The following is a 16,610-nucleotide window of genomic DNA, read 5'->3' on the forward strand; positions in this document are numbered from 1 at the left end:
CACGCCATGAACGTATTGTCTTCCGTCGACACCAAGAAAGCCGAGGCTGCCGAGATCGTGGACGAGCTCTGGTACAAGGACGCCATTATCTATCAGCTTCACGTCAAGGCGTTTGCCGATAGCAACAATGACGGCATCGGCGACTTCGCCGGGCTGACCGAGAAGCTGCCCTATCTCCAGGAGCTCGGCGTCACCGCGCTCTGGCTGCTGCCGTTCTATCCCTCGCCCGGCCGCGACGACGGCTACGACATCGCCGACTACGGTTCCGTCAATCCCGATTTCGGGACGATGAAGGATTTCAAGCGCTTCATCCAGGAGGCGCAGAAGCGAGGCTTGCGCGTCATCACCGAGCTCGTCGTCAACCACACCTCGGACCAGCACAATTGGTTCAAGCGTGCTCGCCGCAGCCCGGCAGGCTCGAGCGCCCGCAACTGGTATGTCTGGAGCGACACCGACCAGAAATACCAGGGCACCCGCATCATCTTCACCGACACGGAGAAGTCGAACTGGACCTGGGATCACGAGGCCGGGGCGTTTTATTGGCACCGCTTCTTCTCGCACCAGCCGGACCTCAATTTCGACAATCCGCGCGTCGTCAGCGCGCTGATCCAGGTGATGAAGCGCTGGCTGGATGCCGGCGTCGACGGCTTCCGTCTGGACGCCATTCCCTATCTCTGCGAGCGCGAAGGCACCTCGAACGAGAACCTCCCCGAGACGCATGCCATCATCAAGCGGCTCCGCCACGAGCTGGATTCCTACTCCAAGGGCAAGCTGCTGCTGGCCGAGGCCAATCAATGGCCGGAGGACGTGCAGGAATATTTCGGCCGCGGCGACGAGTGCCACATGGCCTACCACTTCCCGCTGATGCCGCGCATCTACATGGCGATCGCCCAGGAGGACCGTTTCCCGATCACCGACATCCTGCGCCAGACGCCGGATATTCCGGCGAGCTGCCAATGGGCGCTGTTCCTGCGCAACCATGACGAGCTGACGCTGGAGATGGTGACCGACGTCGAGCGCGACTATCTGTGGACCACCTACGCCAACGATCCGCGCGCCCGCATCAATGTCGGCATCCGCCGGCGCCTCGCGCCGCTGATGGACAACGACCGGCGCAAGATCGAGCTGATGAACTCGCTGCTGCTGTCCTTCCCCGGCACGCCGATCATCTACTACGGCGACGAGATCGGGATGGGCGACAACATCTATCTCGGCGACCGCAACGGCGTGCGCACGCCGATGCAGTGGAGCCCGGACCGCAACGGCGGCTTCTCGCGCTGCGACCCGGCCCGCCTCTACGCGCCGCTGATCATGGATCCGGTCTACGGCTATGAATCGGTGAACGTGGAGGCGCAGTCGCGCAGCCTGTCCTCGCTGCTCAGCGCGACCAAGCGTCTGATCTCGGTGCGCAAATCGACGCTCGCCTTCGGCCGCGGCACCATGACCTTCATCCGCCCGGCCAACCGCGCCGTGCTGGCCTATGTCCGGCAGTACCGCGAGGAGGTGATCCTCTGCGTCGCCAATCTGTCGCGCGCGGCCCAGGCGACCGAGCTCGATCTGTCGCCCTGGAAGGACCGCATCCCGCAGGAGATGCTCGGCCGCACGCGTTTTCCGGCGATCGGCGAACTGCCCTACATGGTCACGCTGGGGCCCTATGGCTTCTACTGGTTCCAGCTCACCGAGCGCGACAAGTCCGAGCCGGTGACGCCGCGCGCAGTGCCCGAATTCGAGACGCTGGTGGTGCCGGTGAACTCGACCTGGGTGTCGCTGGCGCGCGAGCGGGGCGTGTTCGAGCACGAGGTGCTGCCGGGATTCCTGTCGCGCACGCGCTGGTATCCGGAGCACAATCCCAAGCACATCAAGCCGACGCTGACCTCGGCGGTGCCGTTCTGCGACATCGGCGACAACAGGCCCTGGATCGCGTTCTTCGAGGCGGCGCAGGGCGACGTCACCACGCGCTACGTGCTGCCGATGCAGATCGAATGGGTGCGCTTCGACCGCGAACGCTTCAATCCCAGGGCGCTCGCCGCCGTGCGTCAGGGGGCCCGCGAAGGGACGCTGCTGGACGTGGCAACCGAGCAGATCTTCATCGGCCTGTTCCTGCGCAATCTGTCGCAGAACCTGGTGGTGGAAGAAAACAATCTGCGGCTGGAGTTCAAGGCGACCAGCCGGTTTGCCGAGTACACCATCAAGGAGCCCGAACGCATCCGCACGATCGAGCAGTCGAACAGCACCGCGCTGGTCGACAACCAGTATGTCGCCAAGATCTATCGCCAGCTCGAAGCCGGCATCAATCCCGAGATCGAGATCGGCTCCTACCTCACCGAGATCGCCCGCTTTGCCAATACGCCGGCACTGCTCGGCAGCGTCGAGCTGGTCGAAGACGACCGTCGCAGCGCAGTCGGCGTGCTGCACGCCTATGTCGAGAATCAGGGCGACGGCTGGGGCGTCACCGCGGGCTATCTCGACCGCTATATCGACGAGCAACGGGTGCTGCCACCGGGCGAGATGCCCCGCGAGACCCAGGAGCAAGCGCCCTATCTGCACTTCATTGCGCAGATCGGCCGACGGCTCGCCGAGCTGCATGTGGCTCTGGCCGCTGCAAAGCCCGGAGATCTCGCGCCGGAGCCCATTGGCTCCGCACACGTCAAGCGCTGGTCATCCGAGCTCGAGACACGGGCCGAGCGGGTTTTCGAGCGGCTGGCCGCCAGCACCGACCGCCTGCGGGAGGTGGACCGACCGCTGATCAATCAGCTCGCCGCGGAGCGCGCGACCCTGTCCGGCTGGCTCAACGCGCTCTTACCTTCCGAGCTCGGCGGGTTGAACATCCGTCATCATGGCGATTTCCGCCTCGGGCAAACTCTGATTGTGAAGGACGATATCTTCATCATCGACTTCGACGGAGATCCGCGTTTGCCGCTGGCCGACAAGCGGCGCAAGCTGCCTGCGGCGCGTGACGTTGCCGGCCTGATCCGCTCGATTGATCTTTCGGTTAACGCGGCGCTTCACCGCGCGCTCACGGGCGCCTCCGACGAACAGGGCCGTCTCACGGCTGCGCTCGACGAATGGCGCGAGCGCACCACCGCGACGTTCCTCACCGCCTACCGCGAAGCCATGACCGATCGGCGGCTGTGGCCGGAAGATCCGCAATCTGCGGCTGGCCTGTTAAGGTTTTTCCTGCTTGATCAAGCGTTCGAGGAAGTAGAGTACGAGCTGTCCCACCGGCCTGAGGGGCTCCATGCGCCGCTGTCCGGACTGCTTCGCATTCTGTCCAGTATCGAGAGCGAAGCCCATGCCTAAACTCCCTGCCGAGGCCTATGCGATCATCGAGGGTCGCCACTCCGATCCGTTCCACTATCTCGGGCTGCATCCCGAGGGCGACAAGAGCGTGGTGCGCGCGTTTCTTCCCGATGCTTCCAACGTCGAGGCGGTGGGCGAGCACGGCGAGGTGGCGAAGCTCGATCGCGTCCATGATGCCGGCCTGTTCATCGGCGCTCTGCCGAACGGCGCGAAGCACTACCAGCTCCGCGCGAAGTTCGGCGACAACGTCATCGAATTCGAGGACACCTATCGCTTTCCGCCGATCCTGACCGATTTCGACCTCTATCTGCTCGGCGAAGGCACCCACCAGCGCCTTTACGACAAGCTCGGCGCGCATCCGATGCGGCTCGAAGGCATCGATGGCATCGGCTTCGTGGTGCTGGCGCCCAACGCCCGGCGTGTCTCCGTGGTCGGCGACTTCAATTTCTGGGACGGACGGCGCCATCCGATGCGGGTGCGCGGCGCGGGTTATTGGGAATTGTTCATCCCGCACGCCAAGGCCGGCGACCACTACAAGTTCGAAATTATCGGACCGCACGGCCATCTGCTTCCGCTGAAATCCGATCCGATGGCCTTTGCAAGCGAGGTGCGCCCGAAGACCGCTTCCATCGTGTTCGACGAAGCGCATCTGCCGCGGCCGCGACCGGCGCCCGACGGCATCAACGCGTTGTCCGCGCCGATGTCGATCTACGAGGTCCATCTCGGCTCATGGCGGCGCAAGAACGGCAATGAATGGCTGACCTATCGCGAGCTGGCCGAGCAGCTGCCGGCCTACGCCCGCGACATGGGCTTCACCCATCTCGAATTCCTCCCCGTCAGCGAGCATCCTTTCGACGGCTCGTGGGGCTATCAGCCGACCGGGCTGTATGCGCCGACCAGCCGCTTCGGCACGCCGGAGGATTTTGCCGCGCTGGTCGATGCCTGCCACCGCGAGGGCGTCGGCGTGCTGCTCGACTGGGTGCCCGGCCACTTCCCGGACGATCCGCACGGGCTCGGCAGCTTCGACGGCACAGCGCTGTACGAGCACGCCAATCCGCTCCAGGGCCGGCATCTCGATTGGGGCACGCTGATCTACAATTACGGCCGCACCGAAGTGACGAACTTCCTGGTCTCGAACGCGCTGTTCTGGCTCGAGCGCTACGCGATCGACGGACTGCGAGTCGATGCCGTCGCATCCATGCTCTACCTCGACTACAGCCGTCCGCCCGGGGCGTGGATTCCGAACCAGCATGGCGGCCGGGAGAACATCGAGGCGATCGCATTCCTGCGCCGCTTCAACACCGAGCTGTTCGCGCGTTTCCCGCAGGCGACCACGGCCGCCGAAGAGTCCACCGCCTGGCCGCAGGTCTCGCGCCCGGTCGAATTCGGAGGGCTCGGCTTCGGCTACAAGTGGAATATGGGCTGGATGCACGACACGCTGAACTACATCAGCAAGGACCCGATCCACCGCAAGCATCATCACGGCGACATCCTGTTCGGCCTGCACTACGCCTTCTCGGAGAACTTCGTCCTGCCGCTGTCGCACGACGAAGTCGTGCACGGCAAGCGCTCTATCCTCGGGCGCATGCCCGGCGACGAATGGCAGCGCTTCGCGAATTTGCGCGCCTATTACAGCTTCATGTTCGGCCATCCCGGCAAGAAGCTGCTGTTCATGGGCGCCGAGATCGCGCAAAGCCGAGAATGGAATCACGACCGATCGCTCGACTGGCACTTGCTCGAGTACAAGCCCCATTCAGGCATCCAGGCGTTGATCCGCGATCTCAACCGGCTCTATCGCGCGGTGCCCGCCCTGCACCAGATGGACTGCGAGCAGGCCGGCTTCGAATGGCTGATCACCGACGACGCCAACCGCAACGTGTTCGCCTGGCTGCGCAAGGGATTTGACGAGCACGCCCGGTGCATGGTGATCGTCAACTTCTCACCCAATGTCTATCGCAATTACCGCGTTCGCGCGCCGTTCGGTGGCAAGTGGAAGGAAGTGTTCAACTCGGACTCCGCTCATTACGGCGGCAGCAATGTCGGCAACATCGGCGAAGTCCACGCCGTCAATGGCGAGCTCCGCCTCACCATTCCGCCGCTCGCCGCGATCTTCCTCGTTCCGGAAAGCTGAACGATGCGCCTGACTGCTGGATCGCCCGCACGCCTCGGCGCAAGCTGGGACGGACGCGGCACCAATTTCGCGCTGTTCTCCGCCAACGCGCAGAAGGTCGAGCTGTGCCTGTTCGACATGCAGGGCCGCCGCGAACTCGAGCGCGTCGAGCTGCCGGAGCGCACCGAGGATGTCTGGCACGGCTATCTCAACGACGTCTCGCCCGGCCAGCTCTACGGCTACCGCGTGCATGGCCCCTACGAGCCGGAGCACGGCCACCGCTTCAATGCCAACAAGCTCGTGCTAGACCCCTATGCCAAGCGGCTTTCCGGGCGGCTGGTCTGGAGTGACGCGCATTTCGCCTATCGCACCGGAAGCCCGCGCGAAGACCTGTCGTTCGACCGGCGCGACAACGCGCGCGGCATGCCGAAGGCCGTCGTCGTCGACGAGACCTTCAACTGGGGCCGCCGCGAGATCCGGCCCAACATTCCCTGGGAAGATACCATCATCTACGAGGCCCACGTCAAGGGACTGACACAGAAGCGCGACGACGTGCCGCCGAATTTGCGCGGCACCTATGGCGGCCTGTCCTCGCCCGCGATGATCGAGCACCTGAAGAAGCTCGGCGTCACCACGGTAGAGCTTCTGCCGGTGCACAGCTTCGTCGACGACCGCATCTTGGTGGAGAAGAAGCTCGTCAACTACTGGGGCTATAACACCCTGTCCTTCTTCGCGCCCGAGCAGCGCTACGCCCAGGACAACGCTCTCGATTCCTTCCGCACCACGATCGCACGTCTGCACGATGCCGGCATCGAGGTGATGCTCGACGTCGTCTACAATCACACCGCCGAGGGCAATCATCTCGGTCCGACGCTGTGCTATCGCGGCATCGACAACGCCTCCTATTACTGGCTGAACCGCGAAAACCCGCGCTACTACGACGATTTTACCGGCTGCGGCTCGTCGGTGAACCTCACCCACCCGCGCGTGCTGCAGATGGTGATGGATTCACTGCGCTACTGGGTCGAGGTCTGCCACGTCGACGGCTTCCGTTTCGACCTCGCCACCACGCTGGCCCGCGGACCGAACGGTTATGATCGAGGCAGCTCGTTCCTGACCGCGATCCGCCAGGACCCGGTGCTGGCGAGCGTCAAGCTCGTCGCCGAACCCTGGGATCTCGGCCTTGGCGGCTATCAGGTGGGCGCATTTCCCTCGCAATGGTCGGAGTGGAACGACCGTTACCGCAGCGCCATGCGCCGCTACTGGAGCGGCGAAGGCAGCCTGATCGGCGATATCTCCAGCCGCATGACGGCGTCCTCCGACCTGTTCAACCACGACGGACGGCGGCCGCGCGCCAGCATCAACCACATCACCGTGCATGACGGCTTCACCCTGGCCGATCTCTTCAGCTACAACGAGAAGCATAACGAGGCCAATGGCGAGGACAATCGCGACGGCTCCAACGACAACCACAGCAACAATTGCGGTGTCGAGGGTCCGACCGACGATCCCCAAATCGTCAGCTTGCGCCGGCAGCTTCGCAAGAACGTACTGGCCTGCCTCATGCTGGCACAGGGCATTCCGCTGATCCTCGCAGGCGACGAGGTCGGGAATTCGCAATCAGGCAACAACAACGCCTATTGCCAGGACAACGAGGTGGGCTGGGTCGGCTGGGACAATCTCGGCAAGGACGGCGACGACATGGTCGGTTTTGTCGCCGAACTCGCCGATATCCGCCGCCGGTTCTCGCAGCTTCGCAGCCATCGCTGGCTCGACGGCCGCCCCAAGGACGGCATCTCCTATGGCGCGCTGTGGCTGACGCCGGCCGGCGACGAAATGACGGAAAGCGACTGGAAATTCCCGGAAGGGCGGTTCCTCTCCTATGTGATGGGGCCGATGGAACCGGGCAGCGCCGCGATCTTTATCGTACTCAACGCAGCCCCCGAAGAGATCGCATTCAAATTGCCAAAAATGACTGAATACAAGAGCTGGCAGCAGATCCTGAACACGACCGACGCCAAGCTGAATACGATCGACTTCCAGCCCGGGAGCGACAGCAAGGCGCCGCCGCGCTCCGTGATCGCTTTCGCGGGGGCGCTATGAGGCCATCCTTCGGGGCGAGGCCGACGAAGGACGGCGTATCGTTCCGGCTGTGGGCGCCTGCCGCGCGCCGTGTCGATCTCCTGCTCGACAGACGACACGCGATGCAGCGCCGGCAGGATGGCTGGTATGTCGCCGAGATTGCCAATCTGCCCGTCGGCAGCAACTACAAATTCAGGATCGATGACGAGATCGACGTGCCCGATCCGGCGTCTGCATTCCAACCCGACGACGTGTTCGGCCCGAGCGAGGTGATCGATCATGACGCCTTCGCCTGGCGCGCATCCGATTGGCGCGGCCGCCCGTGGGAAGAGACGGTGCTGATCGAGACGCATGTCGGCACCTTCACTGCGGAAGGCACCTATCGTGCCATGATCGACAAGCTCGATCATCTCGTCGCGACCGGCATCACCGCGATCGAACTGATGCCGCTGGCTGACTTCGCCGGTCGCCGCGGCTGGGGTTATGATGGCGTGCTGTGGTACGCGCCCGACAGCGCCTATGGTCATCCCGATGAATTGAAGACGCTGATCGACGAAGCCCATCTGCGCGGGCTGATGGTGTTCCTCGACGTCGTCTACAATCATTTCGGCCCCGAGGGAAATTACCTCGGCCGCTACGCGCCGGCCTTCTTCACCGACGCGCACACGCCATGGGGCAGTGCGATCGATTATCGCGTGCCGCAGGTTCGCGCTTTTGCCGTCGAGAACGCGCTGTCGTGGCTCAGCGACTATCGCTTCGACGGCCTGAGGCTCGATGCCGCCAATCACATCATGGCGATCCCCGGCGAGCAATCGATGCTGCAAGACCTTAGCGTCGCCGCGGGCGAGCTTGCCAAGGCGACGGAGCGCCATATCCATCTCGTGCTGGAGAACGGCGACAACCGCGCGAGCCTGCTCGACGCGGCGCAGGAGCCTCCGAACGGCAAATATCGCGGCCAGTGGAACGACGACTACCACCACGTCTGGCACGTGATGCTGACGGGCGAACTCGCCGGCTATTATGCGGACTATCAAACGCCGCGGCTCGATCTCGCACGCGCGCTCGCCTCCGGCTTCGTCTATCAGGGCGAGATCTCGGAATTCTGGGGCAAGAAGCCGCGGGGCGAGAACAGCGGCGAGCTGCCGCCGGCAACCTTCGTCAACTTCCTGCAGAACCACGACCAGATCGGCAACCGGCCGCTTGGCGACCGGCTCGAAAGCCTGGCATCGCCCGAGCAGATCGAAGCCGCACTCGCGGTGACCCTGCTCGCACCGATGGTGCCGATGCTGTTCCAGGGCGAGGAGTGGGGCTCCATCGCGCCCTTCCCGTTCTTCTGCGACTTCCAGGGCGGACTGGCTGATGCCGTCCGCAAGGGGCGCAGGCAGGAATACGCCTGGGCCTATGAAAAGTACGGCGACGAGGTGCCCGACCCGCTCGATCCGGCAACACTGCAATCGGCCGTGCTCGACTGGACCGACCACACGCCGGAGCAGGATGCGCGTCTCGCGCTGGTGCGGGAGCTGCTCGCACTCCGCCACAAGGAGATCGCGCCACGACTGAAAGGTGCGCGCTTCGGTGATGCCGCCGTGGCCGATAGCGGCCTGCTCACCGCACATTGGCACATGGGAGATGGCGCGACGTTGCGCCTCGTGGCCAATCTCTCCGACAAGGACATCGCGTGTTCCGACGGCGGTGTGGGGACCCTGATCTGGGGCGGCGCAACCGGCGACCGGCTTGCGCCCTGGTCGGTGGTCTGGCGCCTCGGAGGTTGAGATGCCTCCAGCCATTCCTCTCGCAACCTACCGGCTTCAGCTCACCGCGGATTTCGACTTCGACAAGGCCGCCGCGGTGGTGCCCTACCTGAAGGCGCTGGGAATCACGCATCTCTACACCTCGCCGGTGATGAAGGCCCGCAAGGGCTCGACGCACGGCTATGACACCGTCGACCACAGCCAGTTCAATCCGGAGCTCGGCGGCGAGGCCGGCTTCGCGCGGCTGAGCGAGGCGCTGACGCGACACGACCTCGGCCTCATCATCGACTTCGTACCGAACCATGTCGGCGTGCACTTCGCCGACAATCCCTGGTGGCTGGACGTGCTGGAATGGGGCCAGGCCTCGCCGCACGCCGTCTCCTTCGATATCGACTGGGATCAACTGGCCTTCCGCGCCCGCGGCGGCGTGCTGCTGCCGATCCTCGGAGCGTCCTATGGCGAAGCGCTCGAGAGCGGCGATATCGAGCTGCGCTACGATCCCAACGAAGGTAGTTTTTCCGCCTGGTATTTCGAACATCGATTGCCGATCGCGCCGGAGCGCTATGGCGAGGTGCTGCGGATGATCGTGAAGGACGCCGACGCCGCCGAGACCGAGACGGGCAAGCGCCTGCTGTCGCTCGCGGCGCGCTACACGGGACTGCGCCGCCCCAACCGCAAGGAAGCACCCGGCTTCAAGGCGGAGCTCAGGGAGATCGCAGGCAGCGCCGATATCATCGGGCGCGGCCTCGGCGCCTATCGCGCGGCCAAGGACCGTCCCGCGCAGACGCTGGCGCTGCATCATTTGCTGGAGCGCCAGCACTACAAGCTGGGGCACTGGCGGCTTGCCTCCAGCGACATCAACTATCGACGTTTCTTCGACGTCAACGGGCTCGCCGGCATGCGCGTCGAGGATCCCGGCACGTTCGCCGCCACGCACCGGCTGGTGAAGCAACTCATTGCCGACGGCAAACTGCAAGGCATCCGGCTCGATCATATCGACGGCCTGCGCGATCCCGCGCAATATTGCCAGCGGCTGCGCCGGCTGGTGCGCGACGCTCAGGGCACCACAAAGCCGTTCTATACGGTGATCGAGAAAATCCTGTGCGAGCACGAGCGCCTGCCGCATTTCGCCGGCGTCCAGGGCACCACCGGCTATGAGTGGATGAACGCCATCACTCACGTTCTGGTCGACCCCAAGGGGCTGGAGGCCATGGACGAGACCTGGCGACAGATCAGCAACCGGCCGCCGCGGCTCGCGCCTTACGTCAAGGATGCCAAACGGCGCGTGCTGGAGACGCTGCTGACCAGCGAATTCACGGTTCTGACGCGCCTGCTTGCGCGCATCGCCAACGGGCACTACTCGACCCGCGACTTTTCCGCTGACAGCCTGCGGCAGGCGCTCGAGCTCTATGTGCTGCATTTTCCGGTGTACCGCACCTATTTGACGACAAGCGCGCCAACGGCGAACGATCGTAAGCTGATCGACAACACCATCGAGCACGCTCGCCGGGAATGGTTCGCCGCGGACGAAGGCATTTTCGACTTCCTGCGCGACGCCCTCACCATGGACCTGCTCAAGCCTGGCCGTCCCCCGCACAGTGCCCCGCGGGTGCGCCGCTTTGCGCTGAAGGTGCAGCAATTCACCGGGCCGATGATGGCGAAGTCGCTGGAGGACACCGCCTTCTATCAATTCCACCGGCTGCTCGCCCTGAACGAAGTCGGCGGCGATCCCGCGAGCAAGGGCCTCACCATTCCCGCTTTCCACGAGACCATGCAGGCCCGCGCCAGGGAATGGCCGCAAGGGATGACGGCGACCGCCACGCACGACACCAAACGTGGCGAGGACGCCCGCGCGCGGATCGCTGCCTTAAGTGAAATTCCCGGCGAATGGACCAGCGCTGTGGCACGCTGGAAAGTCCTGAACGCGCCGCACCTCGCGCTCGACGGCAATCTGCGCGCTCCGTCGGCAACGTTCGAATACATGCTCTACCAGACGCTGCTCGGCGCCTGCTCCCTCCAGGAGCCGGCCGATGCCGGTTTCGTCGCGCGTATCCAGGCCTATGCGCTCAAGGCCGCGCGCGAGGGCAAGGAGGAGACCAGCTGGCTCAACCCGCACGAGGCTTATGAGAACGGCGTCAAGAGCTTCATCGCGAAGATCCTCGATCCCGCGCAATCAGGCGAATTCCTGGAGGCGCTGAACACGCTGGCTCGCCGCGTCGCGCTGCTCGGCGCGCTGAACGCGCTGAGCCAGCTCACGCTCAAGGCGACACTGCCGGGCGTACCCGACTTCTACCAAGGCACCGAATTCTGGGACCTGTCGCTGGTCGATCCCGACAACCGCCGCCCGGTGGATTTTTCCGCGCGACATGTGGCGCTGGGCAGGCTGGAGAATCCCGATTGGAATCACCTAATCAAGAGCTGGCCGGACGGTCAGCTCAAGCTGGCCTGGACGCGGCACCTGCTCAAGCTGCGCAACGAGCTGCCCGACGTCTTCGCGCGAGGTGACTACCAGCCGCTTCAGGTGCGGGGCGCACATGCCGACCATGTCGTAGCGTTTGCCCGCCGCCACGGCCGCGCTGCGGCGATCGTCGCGGTCGGGCGCCACTTCGCACCTTTCACGCAAGCAGGCCGCGAATGGCCGGCGTTCGATGGGGCCGACGCCACTATTGACGTCACGGGCTATAGTGTGCCGGGTTTCGCCGGCAACGATCTGCCGCTCGCGCAGGCGCTTCGCGGTTTTCCCGCTTCGGTCATCCCCGCGCGTCCAGCGGGCGCGGCGAAACCGGTGCGACAGCGCACCCGTGCTTGAACGCTAGCTTTTCCCGTCCTTGCCCAACAGCAGCTGGCCGCGCTTGCGAATCGTGGCCTGCGCCATCTCCGCAAAGCGCTGCAATAGCCAGGGCAGCACCACCTGCACCTTGACATGGTCGTCGGCGACGTCGACCTGCCCCGTCGCGATCTGCCCGAGCGCGCGGATGCGGAAATTCATGCTGTCGCCGCTCCAGCTCTCCTCCTCGACCTGCATCACGGGAATGCTCGCCGCAGCACGGCCTAGCCCAGTCTTGAGCCGGCGCACCGCCTCCTCGCGGCCGAGGCGGTGGGGAATGGAGACGACAAGCGGTGCTGACATGACCCGGTCCGGCTGTGATGAAATCTCACATAGGCATCCCCGGCGGTGCCACAAAGGTTCCATGCGTCTTTGGCGGCCACCCGTGTTTCAAAGATGGAACTTTAAAAGGTGCGGCAAGTTGCCCTGAGCACAACATAGGAACCCTTTTTGACGAAGGGCCGGAGGAGATTTCCGCATGTCTATCGGTACGATCATTCTGATCATTTTGGTCATCGCGCTGCTCGGCGGCTTCAGCGGCATCGGCGGCGGCCCGTTCTACGGCACCGGCTATTACGGCGGCGGCGGTCTCGGGCTCGTCATCGTGATCCTGCTGATCCTGCTCCTGCTGGGACGGATCTAGCCACCAAACGAAGATCTAGTAGGGTGGGCAAAGGCGCAATGCGCCGTGCCCACCTTTTTGCTCGGCTGAGAGAAGATGGTGGGCACGCTTCACTTTACCCACCCTACTTCGTTTTCCCGGCGAGCTTCTTGATCGCCGCCTTGATCGACGCGGCTGCATCGTCATAACCATCCCACGCCTTCGATCGCGCCAGCAAGCCGGGCACCGTCCGCACCGTGTACCGCTTCGGATCGAGGTCGCTCTTCACCTGCGCCCACGTGACCGGCATCGACACAGTCGCACCATCTCGCGCACGCGGCGACAGCGGCGCCACCGCCGTCGACATCCGATCGTTGCGCAGATAGTCTAGGAAGATCTTTCCGTTGCGCAGCTTCTTCGACATGTTGAGCAGATAGCGCTCGGGAGCGTCGTCCGCCATCCACTGGCAGACGCCTTCCGCGAAGGCCTTGGCCTCCTTCCAGCTCACCTGGTCGCGCGCGCCGTGACGCAGCGGGACCACGACGTGCAGACCTTTGCCGCCGGTGGTCTTGCAGAAGCTTTCCATGCCGATGTCGGTCAGCCGCTGCCGCATCTCCTTGGCGGCCTCAACGACCTCGGCGAAGACGACGTCGGGCGCGGGATCGAGATCGAACACCAGCCGGCCCGGGGTATCGTAGGCGTAGGGCGCGCAATTCCAGGGATGCAGCTCGACGCCGCCGATCTGCGCCACGGCCGCGAGCCCTTCGATGCGGTCGATCTGCAAATAGGGCTTGCGGTCGCCGGAGACCCGCGCGAGCTCCAGAAGGTTCGAGGTGCCCTGCATGGCGTGGCGCTGGAAGAAGCATTCGCCCTTGATGCCGTCAGGGGCGCGGATCAGCGAGCACGGCCGGCCCTTGAGATGCACGATCATCCATTCGCCGACGGCTTCGAGGTAGCGCGCGAGATCCAGCTTGGTAACGGGATCGCCATTGCCGTCGTCCGGCCACAGCGCCTTGTCCGGCTTCGAGAGCACGACACCCATCACTTCGGCAGTGCCGGCTTGCGCTGTTCGTGCACCGGTCTTCGCTTGCGCGCGCGGCTTCGCGCGCTGCTTCGTCGAGGGCTCGGCAAGCTCGGTATCGACCGGTGTCTCGGCCTCGACCTCCTCCGCCGGCTTGTCCTGCCGCAGACCCTTGAAGGCGGCCTGGCGGATATTGCCGTCGGCAGTGAAGCCGGCGAACTCGATCTCCGCCACGAGCTCCGGCTTCAGCCAGTGCACCTCGCGCGTCTTTTTCGGTGCGTTCTTGCCGCCGAAGGGGCTTTGCTTCGCCTCCATAGCCTTCAAGGACGGCATGATGCGCTTGACCTTGTCCGCGCCGAAGCCGGTGCCGACCATGCCGACGAAGGCGAGATGATCACCGCGGTGCACGCCGGCCATCAGCGAACGGAATTTGCCATTGGTGGTCTTGTAACCGCCGATCACGACCTCATGGCCGGCGCGGCATTTTGCTTTGGTCCAGCTTTCTGTCCGCCCCGAACGATAGGGCGCGTCCAGCTTCTTCGACACCACGCCCTCGAGCTCGAGCTTGCAGGCGGATTGCAGCACGGCGTCGCCGCCGCTTTCGAAATGCTCGACATAGCGAATCTGGCTCGATTTGCGCTTACGCGCTTCCAGCAGCTCCTTCAACCGCGCCTTGCGCTCGCCGAGCGGCAGCCGGCGATAATCGAGGCCTTCCGCAAACAGCAGGTCGAACGCAAAGAAGATGAGCTCCTCGGTCTTGCCGTCCGACAGCGCCGCCTGGAGCGACGAAAAATTGGGTGCTCCATTGTGGTCGAGCGCGACGATCTCGCCGTCGACCATCATATCCGGCAGCGCGCCCGCCTCCTTCGCGATAGTTGCGAATTTTTCGGTCCAGTCGAGGCCTTTGCGCGTCTTCAACGTCGCCTTGCCGCCCTCGACCCGCAGCTGCACGCGGTAGCCGTCGAACTTGATCTCGTGGCACCAGCCGTCGCCGCCCGGCGGGCGCTCGACCGACGTACAGAGCTGCGGCGCCACGAAATCCGGCATCTCCGCCGCCTTGTTCGCGGTCGTCGCGGTCGTCGCTTTCTTCTTGACTGTTTTGCCGGTTTTCAACGCCGCGCGGGGCGCCGGCTTGACCGTGCGCTCTTTCGCCTCGTCCGCCCGGTTGGACTGCCAGACCGCGTCGGCCTTGGCCTTGGTGCCCTTCGCCAGCATGAACGGTTTTGGCGCACGGCCCTTGCCTTCGGCGATCTGATCCATCGCGCGGCCGGAGGCGACCGATTTGTCCTCCTCGAGAATGTCGTTGTCTGCGCCCTCGCGAACATATTCGTCGCGATGCTTGATCAGGAGCCAATTGGTCCGTTTGCCGCCGGTGCGGTCGTTGCGCATGCGCACCAGGACCCAGCTGCCGTGCAGCTTCTCGCCGTGCAGCGTGAACTTCAGATCGCCCTTCTTGAAACCGCGTTCGGGATCATCGGATTCCCAGGTGCCGCGATCCCACAGCATGACCGTGCCGCCGCCGTACTGGCCTTCCGGAATCGTGCCTTCGAAGTCGCCATAGTCGAGCGGATGGTCCTCGACCTCGACGGCCAGCCGCTTGTCGTGCGGATCGAGCGAGGGCCCTTTTGTCACCGCCCAGGACTTGAAGACGCCATCGAACTCGAGCCGCAGATCGTAGTGCAGCCGCGAAGCGTCATGCTTCTGAATCACGAAGCGGCGCTGCTTCGACGGCGCCACCGCGGTCTTGCCCGATGGCTCGGGCGTCTTCTCGAAATCACGTTTCTGTCGATACTTGGAGAGCTTTTGCAGCACGACTGGTCCCGGATTCTCTTTGGCGTGAAGCCTATCACGGCCCGCATCCCACCCGGAACCAAAACCCCGCGGGACGGTTGGGGTTCCAAAATGACTCGCAGACGCTGGAGAACGGAATGGCACCGCGCGCCTATTGGAAGGGAACGTTGAAGCTCTCGCTGGTCAGTTGCCCCGTTGTGCTTTATCCGGCGACCACCGCGGCCGAGAAGACGCGGTTTCACATGATCAACCGGGAGACCGGCAACCGGTTGAAGCAGCAGATGATCGACGCCGAGACCGGCGACGTCGTCGAGAGCGACCAGAAGGGGCGCGGCTACGAGCTGCGCAAGGGCAAATATGTCGAGATCGAGCCGGAGGAGCTCGAAGCGGTCCAGATCGAGAGCAACCACACCATCGACATCGAGAGCTTTGTGCCGAGCGACGAGATCGACCAGCGCTATCTCAACCACCCCTACTACATCGCGCCCGACGGCAAGGCCGCGGTCGATGCTTTTGCCGTGATCCGCGACGCCATGAAGGACCAGGATCGCGTCGCGCTCGCCAAGATCGTGCTCACCAATCGCGAGCACATCATCGCGATCGAGCCGCTCGGCAAGGGCCTGCTCGGCACCACGCTGCGCTTCCCCTACGAACTGCGCGACGAGGACCAGTTCTTCGACGACATCAAGAGCCCGAAGATCACCAAGGACATGGTTGAGCTCGCCGGCCATATCCTCCAGACCAAGACCTCCCATTTCGATCCCAGCAAGTTCAAGGACGACTACGAGACCGCGCTGAAGGCCCTGGTGAAGCGCAAGGCCAGCGGGAAGACAATCGAACTGCCGGAGCCCGAGGAGAAGCCGAGCAATGTGGTCAGCCTGATGGATGCGCTGAAGCAGAGCTTGAAGGGACGCGGCGGGAAGAAGACGGCGGCGAAGTCCCATGCGCGCCGGGCGTCGGGGCGAACGGGCGCGGCGAAGAAGACGCATCGGTCGACCGCGCGGCAGAGGAAGGCGGGTTGACTTAATCCGTCATTGCGAGCGCAGCGAAGCAATCCAGTATCTTTCCGCGGGGGCAGTCTGGATTGCTTCGCTGCGCTCGCAATGACGATGCTGATGCAGGCTTGC

The 16,610-nt window shown here is 64.3% G+C and carries 9 protein-coding genes; 7 read left to right on the forward strand and 2 right to left on the reverse strand.

From position 1 onward, the window contains the following. Positions 1-6 precede the first annotated feature (6 nt). From treS to treY, 5 genes are read left to right on the forward strand one after another with little or no spacing between them, the layout of a single operon-like run. The gene (treS, locus tag ACFQX9_RS13795) at positions 7-3,300 is read left to right on the forward strand and encodes a maltose alpha-D-glucosyltransferase (protein ID WP_377788922.1); all 3,294 of its coding nucleotides are present in this window, start codon (positions 7-9) and stop codon (positions 3,298-3,300) included. Beyond that, positions 3,293-5,431, forward strand: a complete 2,139-nt coding sequence (glgB, locus tag ACFQX9_RS13800) for a 1,4-alpha-glucan branching protein GlgB (protein ID WP_377788924.1) — start codon at positions 3,293-3,295, stop codon at positions 5,429-5,431. The genes treS and glgB overlap by 8 nt, the downstream gene beginning before the upstream one ends. A gap of 3 nt (positions 5,432-5,434) precedes the next feature. Continuing rightward, positions 5,435-7,513, forward strand: a complete 2,079-nt coding sequence (gene glgX, locus ACFQX9_RS13805; RefSeq protein ID WP_085385326.1) for a glycogen debranching protein GlgX — start codon at positions 5,435-5,437, stop codon at positions 7,511-7,513. Beyond that, a complete protein-coding gene (treZ, locus tag ACFQX9_RS13810) occupies positions 7,510-9,264 on the forward strand; it encodes a malto-oligosyltrehalose trehalohydrolase (RefSeq protein ID WP_247370167.1) in 1,755 nt (584 codons plus the stop codon). Before glgX ends, treZ begins: the two co-directional genes overlap by 4 nt. A 1-nt stretch (position 9,265) precedes the next feature. Continuing rightward, entirely contained in the window at positions 9,266-12,052 is a 2,787-nt protein-coding gene (gene treY, locus ACFQX9_RS13815; protein ID WP_085351912.1) for a malto-oligosyltrehalose synthase, read from the forward strand. Positions 12,053-12,055: 3 nt separating this feature from the next. Here the strand turns inward: treY and ACFQX9_RS13820 are convergent, their stop codons facing one another. Beyond that, complete coding sequence (locus ACFQX9_RS13820) at positions 12,056-12,373, reverse strand: polyhydroxyalkanoic acid system family protein (protein ID WP_085351913.1); 318 nt, start codon at positions 12,371-12,373, stop codon at positions 12,056-12,058. Positions 12,374-12,548: 175 nt separating this feature from the next. On the opposite strand from ACFQX9_RS13820, the gene ACFQX9_RS13825 reads away from it, so the two are divergent. Beyond that, positions 12,549-12,713, forward strand: coding sequence for a DUF3309 family protein (locus ACFQX9_RS13825; protein ID WP_007595743.1), 165 nt, complete (start codon positions 12,549-12,551; stop codon positions 12,711-12,713). Between the two features lie 103 nt (positions 12,714-12,816). On the opposite strand, the gene ligD is transcribed toward ACFQX9_RS13825, so the two are convergent. Further along, positions 12,817-15,504, reverse strand: a complete 2,688-nt coding sequence (gene ligD / locus ACFQX9_RS13830) for a DNA ligase D (protein ID WP_377788929.1) — start codon at positions 15,502-15,504, stop codon at positions 12,817-12,819. 116 nt (positions 15,505-15,620) lie between these two features. On the opposite strand from ligD, the gene ACFQX9_RS13835 reads away from it, so the two are divergent. Continuing rightward, a complete protein-coding gene (locus ACFQX9_RS13835; RefSeq protein WP_018454048.1) occupies positions 15,621-16,505 on the forward strand; it encodes a Ku protein in 885 nt (294 codons plus the stop codon). Positions 16,506-16,610: the final 105 nt, after the last annotated feature.

Origin of the sequence: Bradyrhizobium sp. GCM10028915 (assembly GCF_042666195.1) — a bacterium.
Classification (GTDB): Bacteria; Pseudomonadota; Alphaproteobacteria; order Rhizobiales; family Xanthobacteraceae; genus Bradyrhizobium; species Bradyrhizobium canariense_D.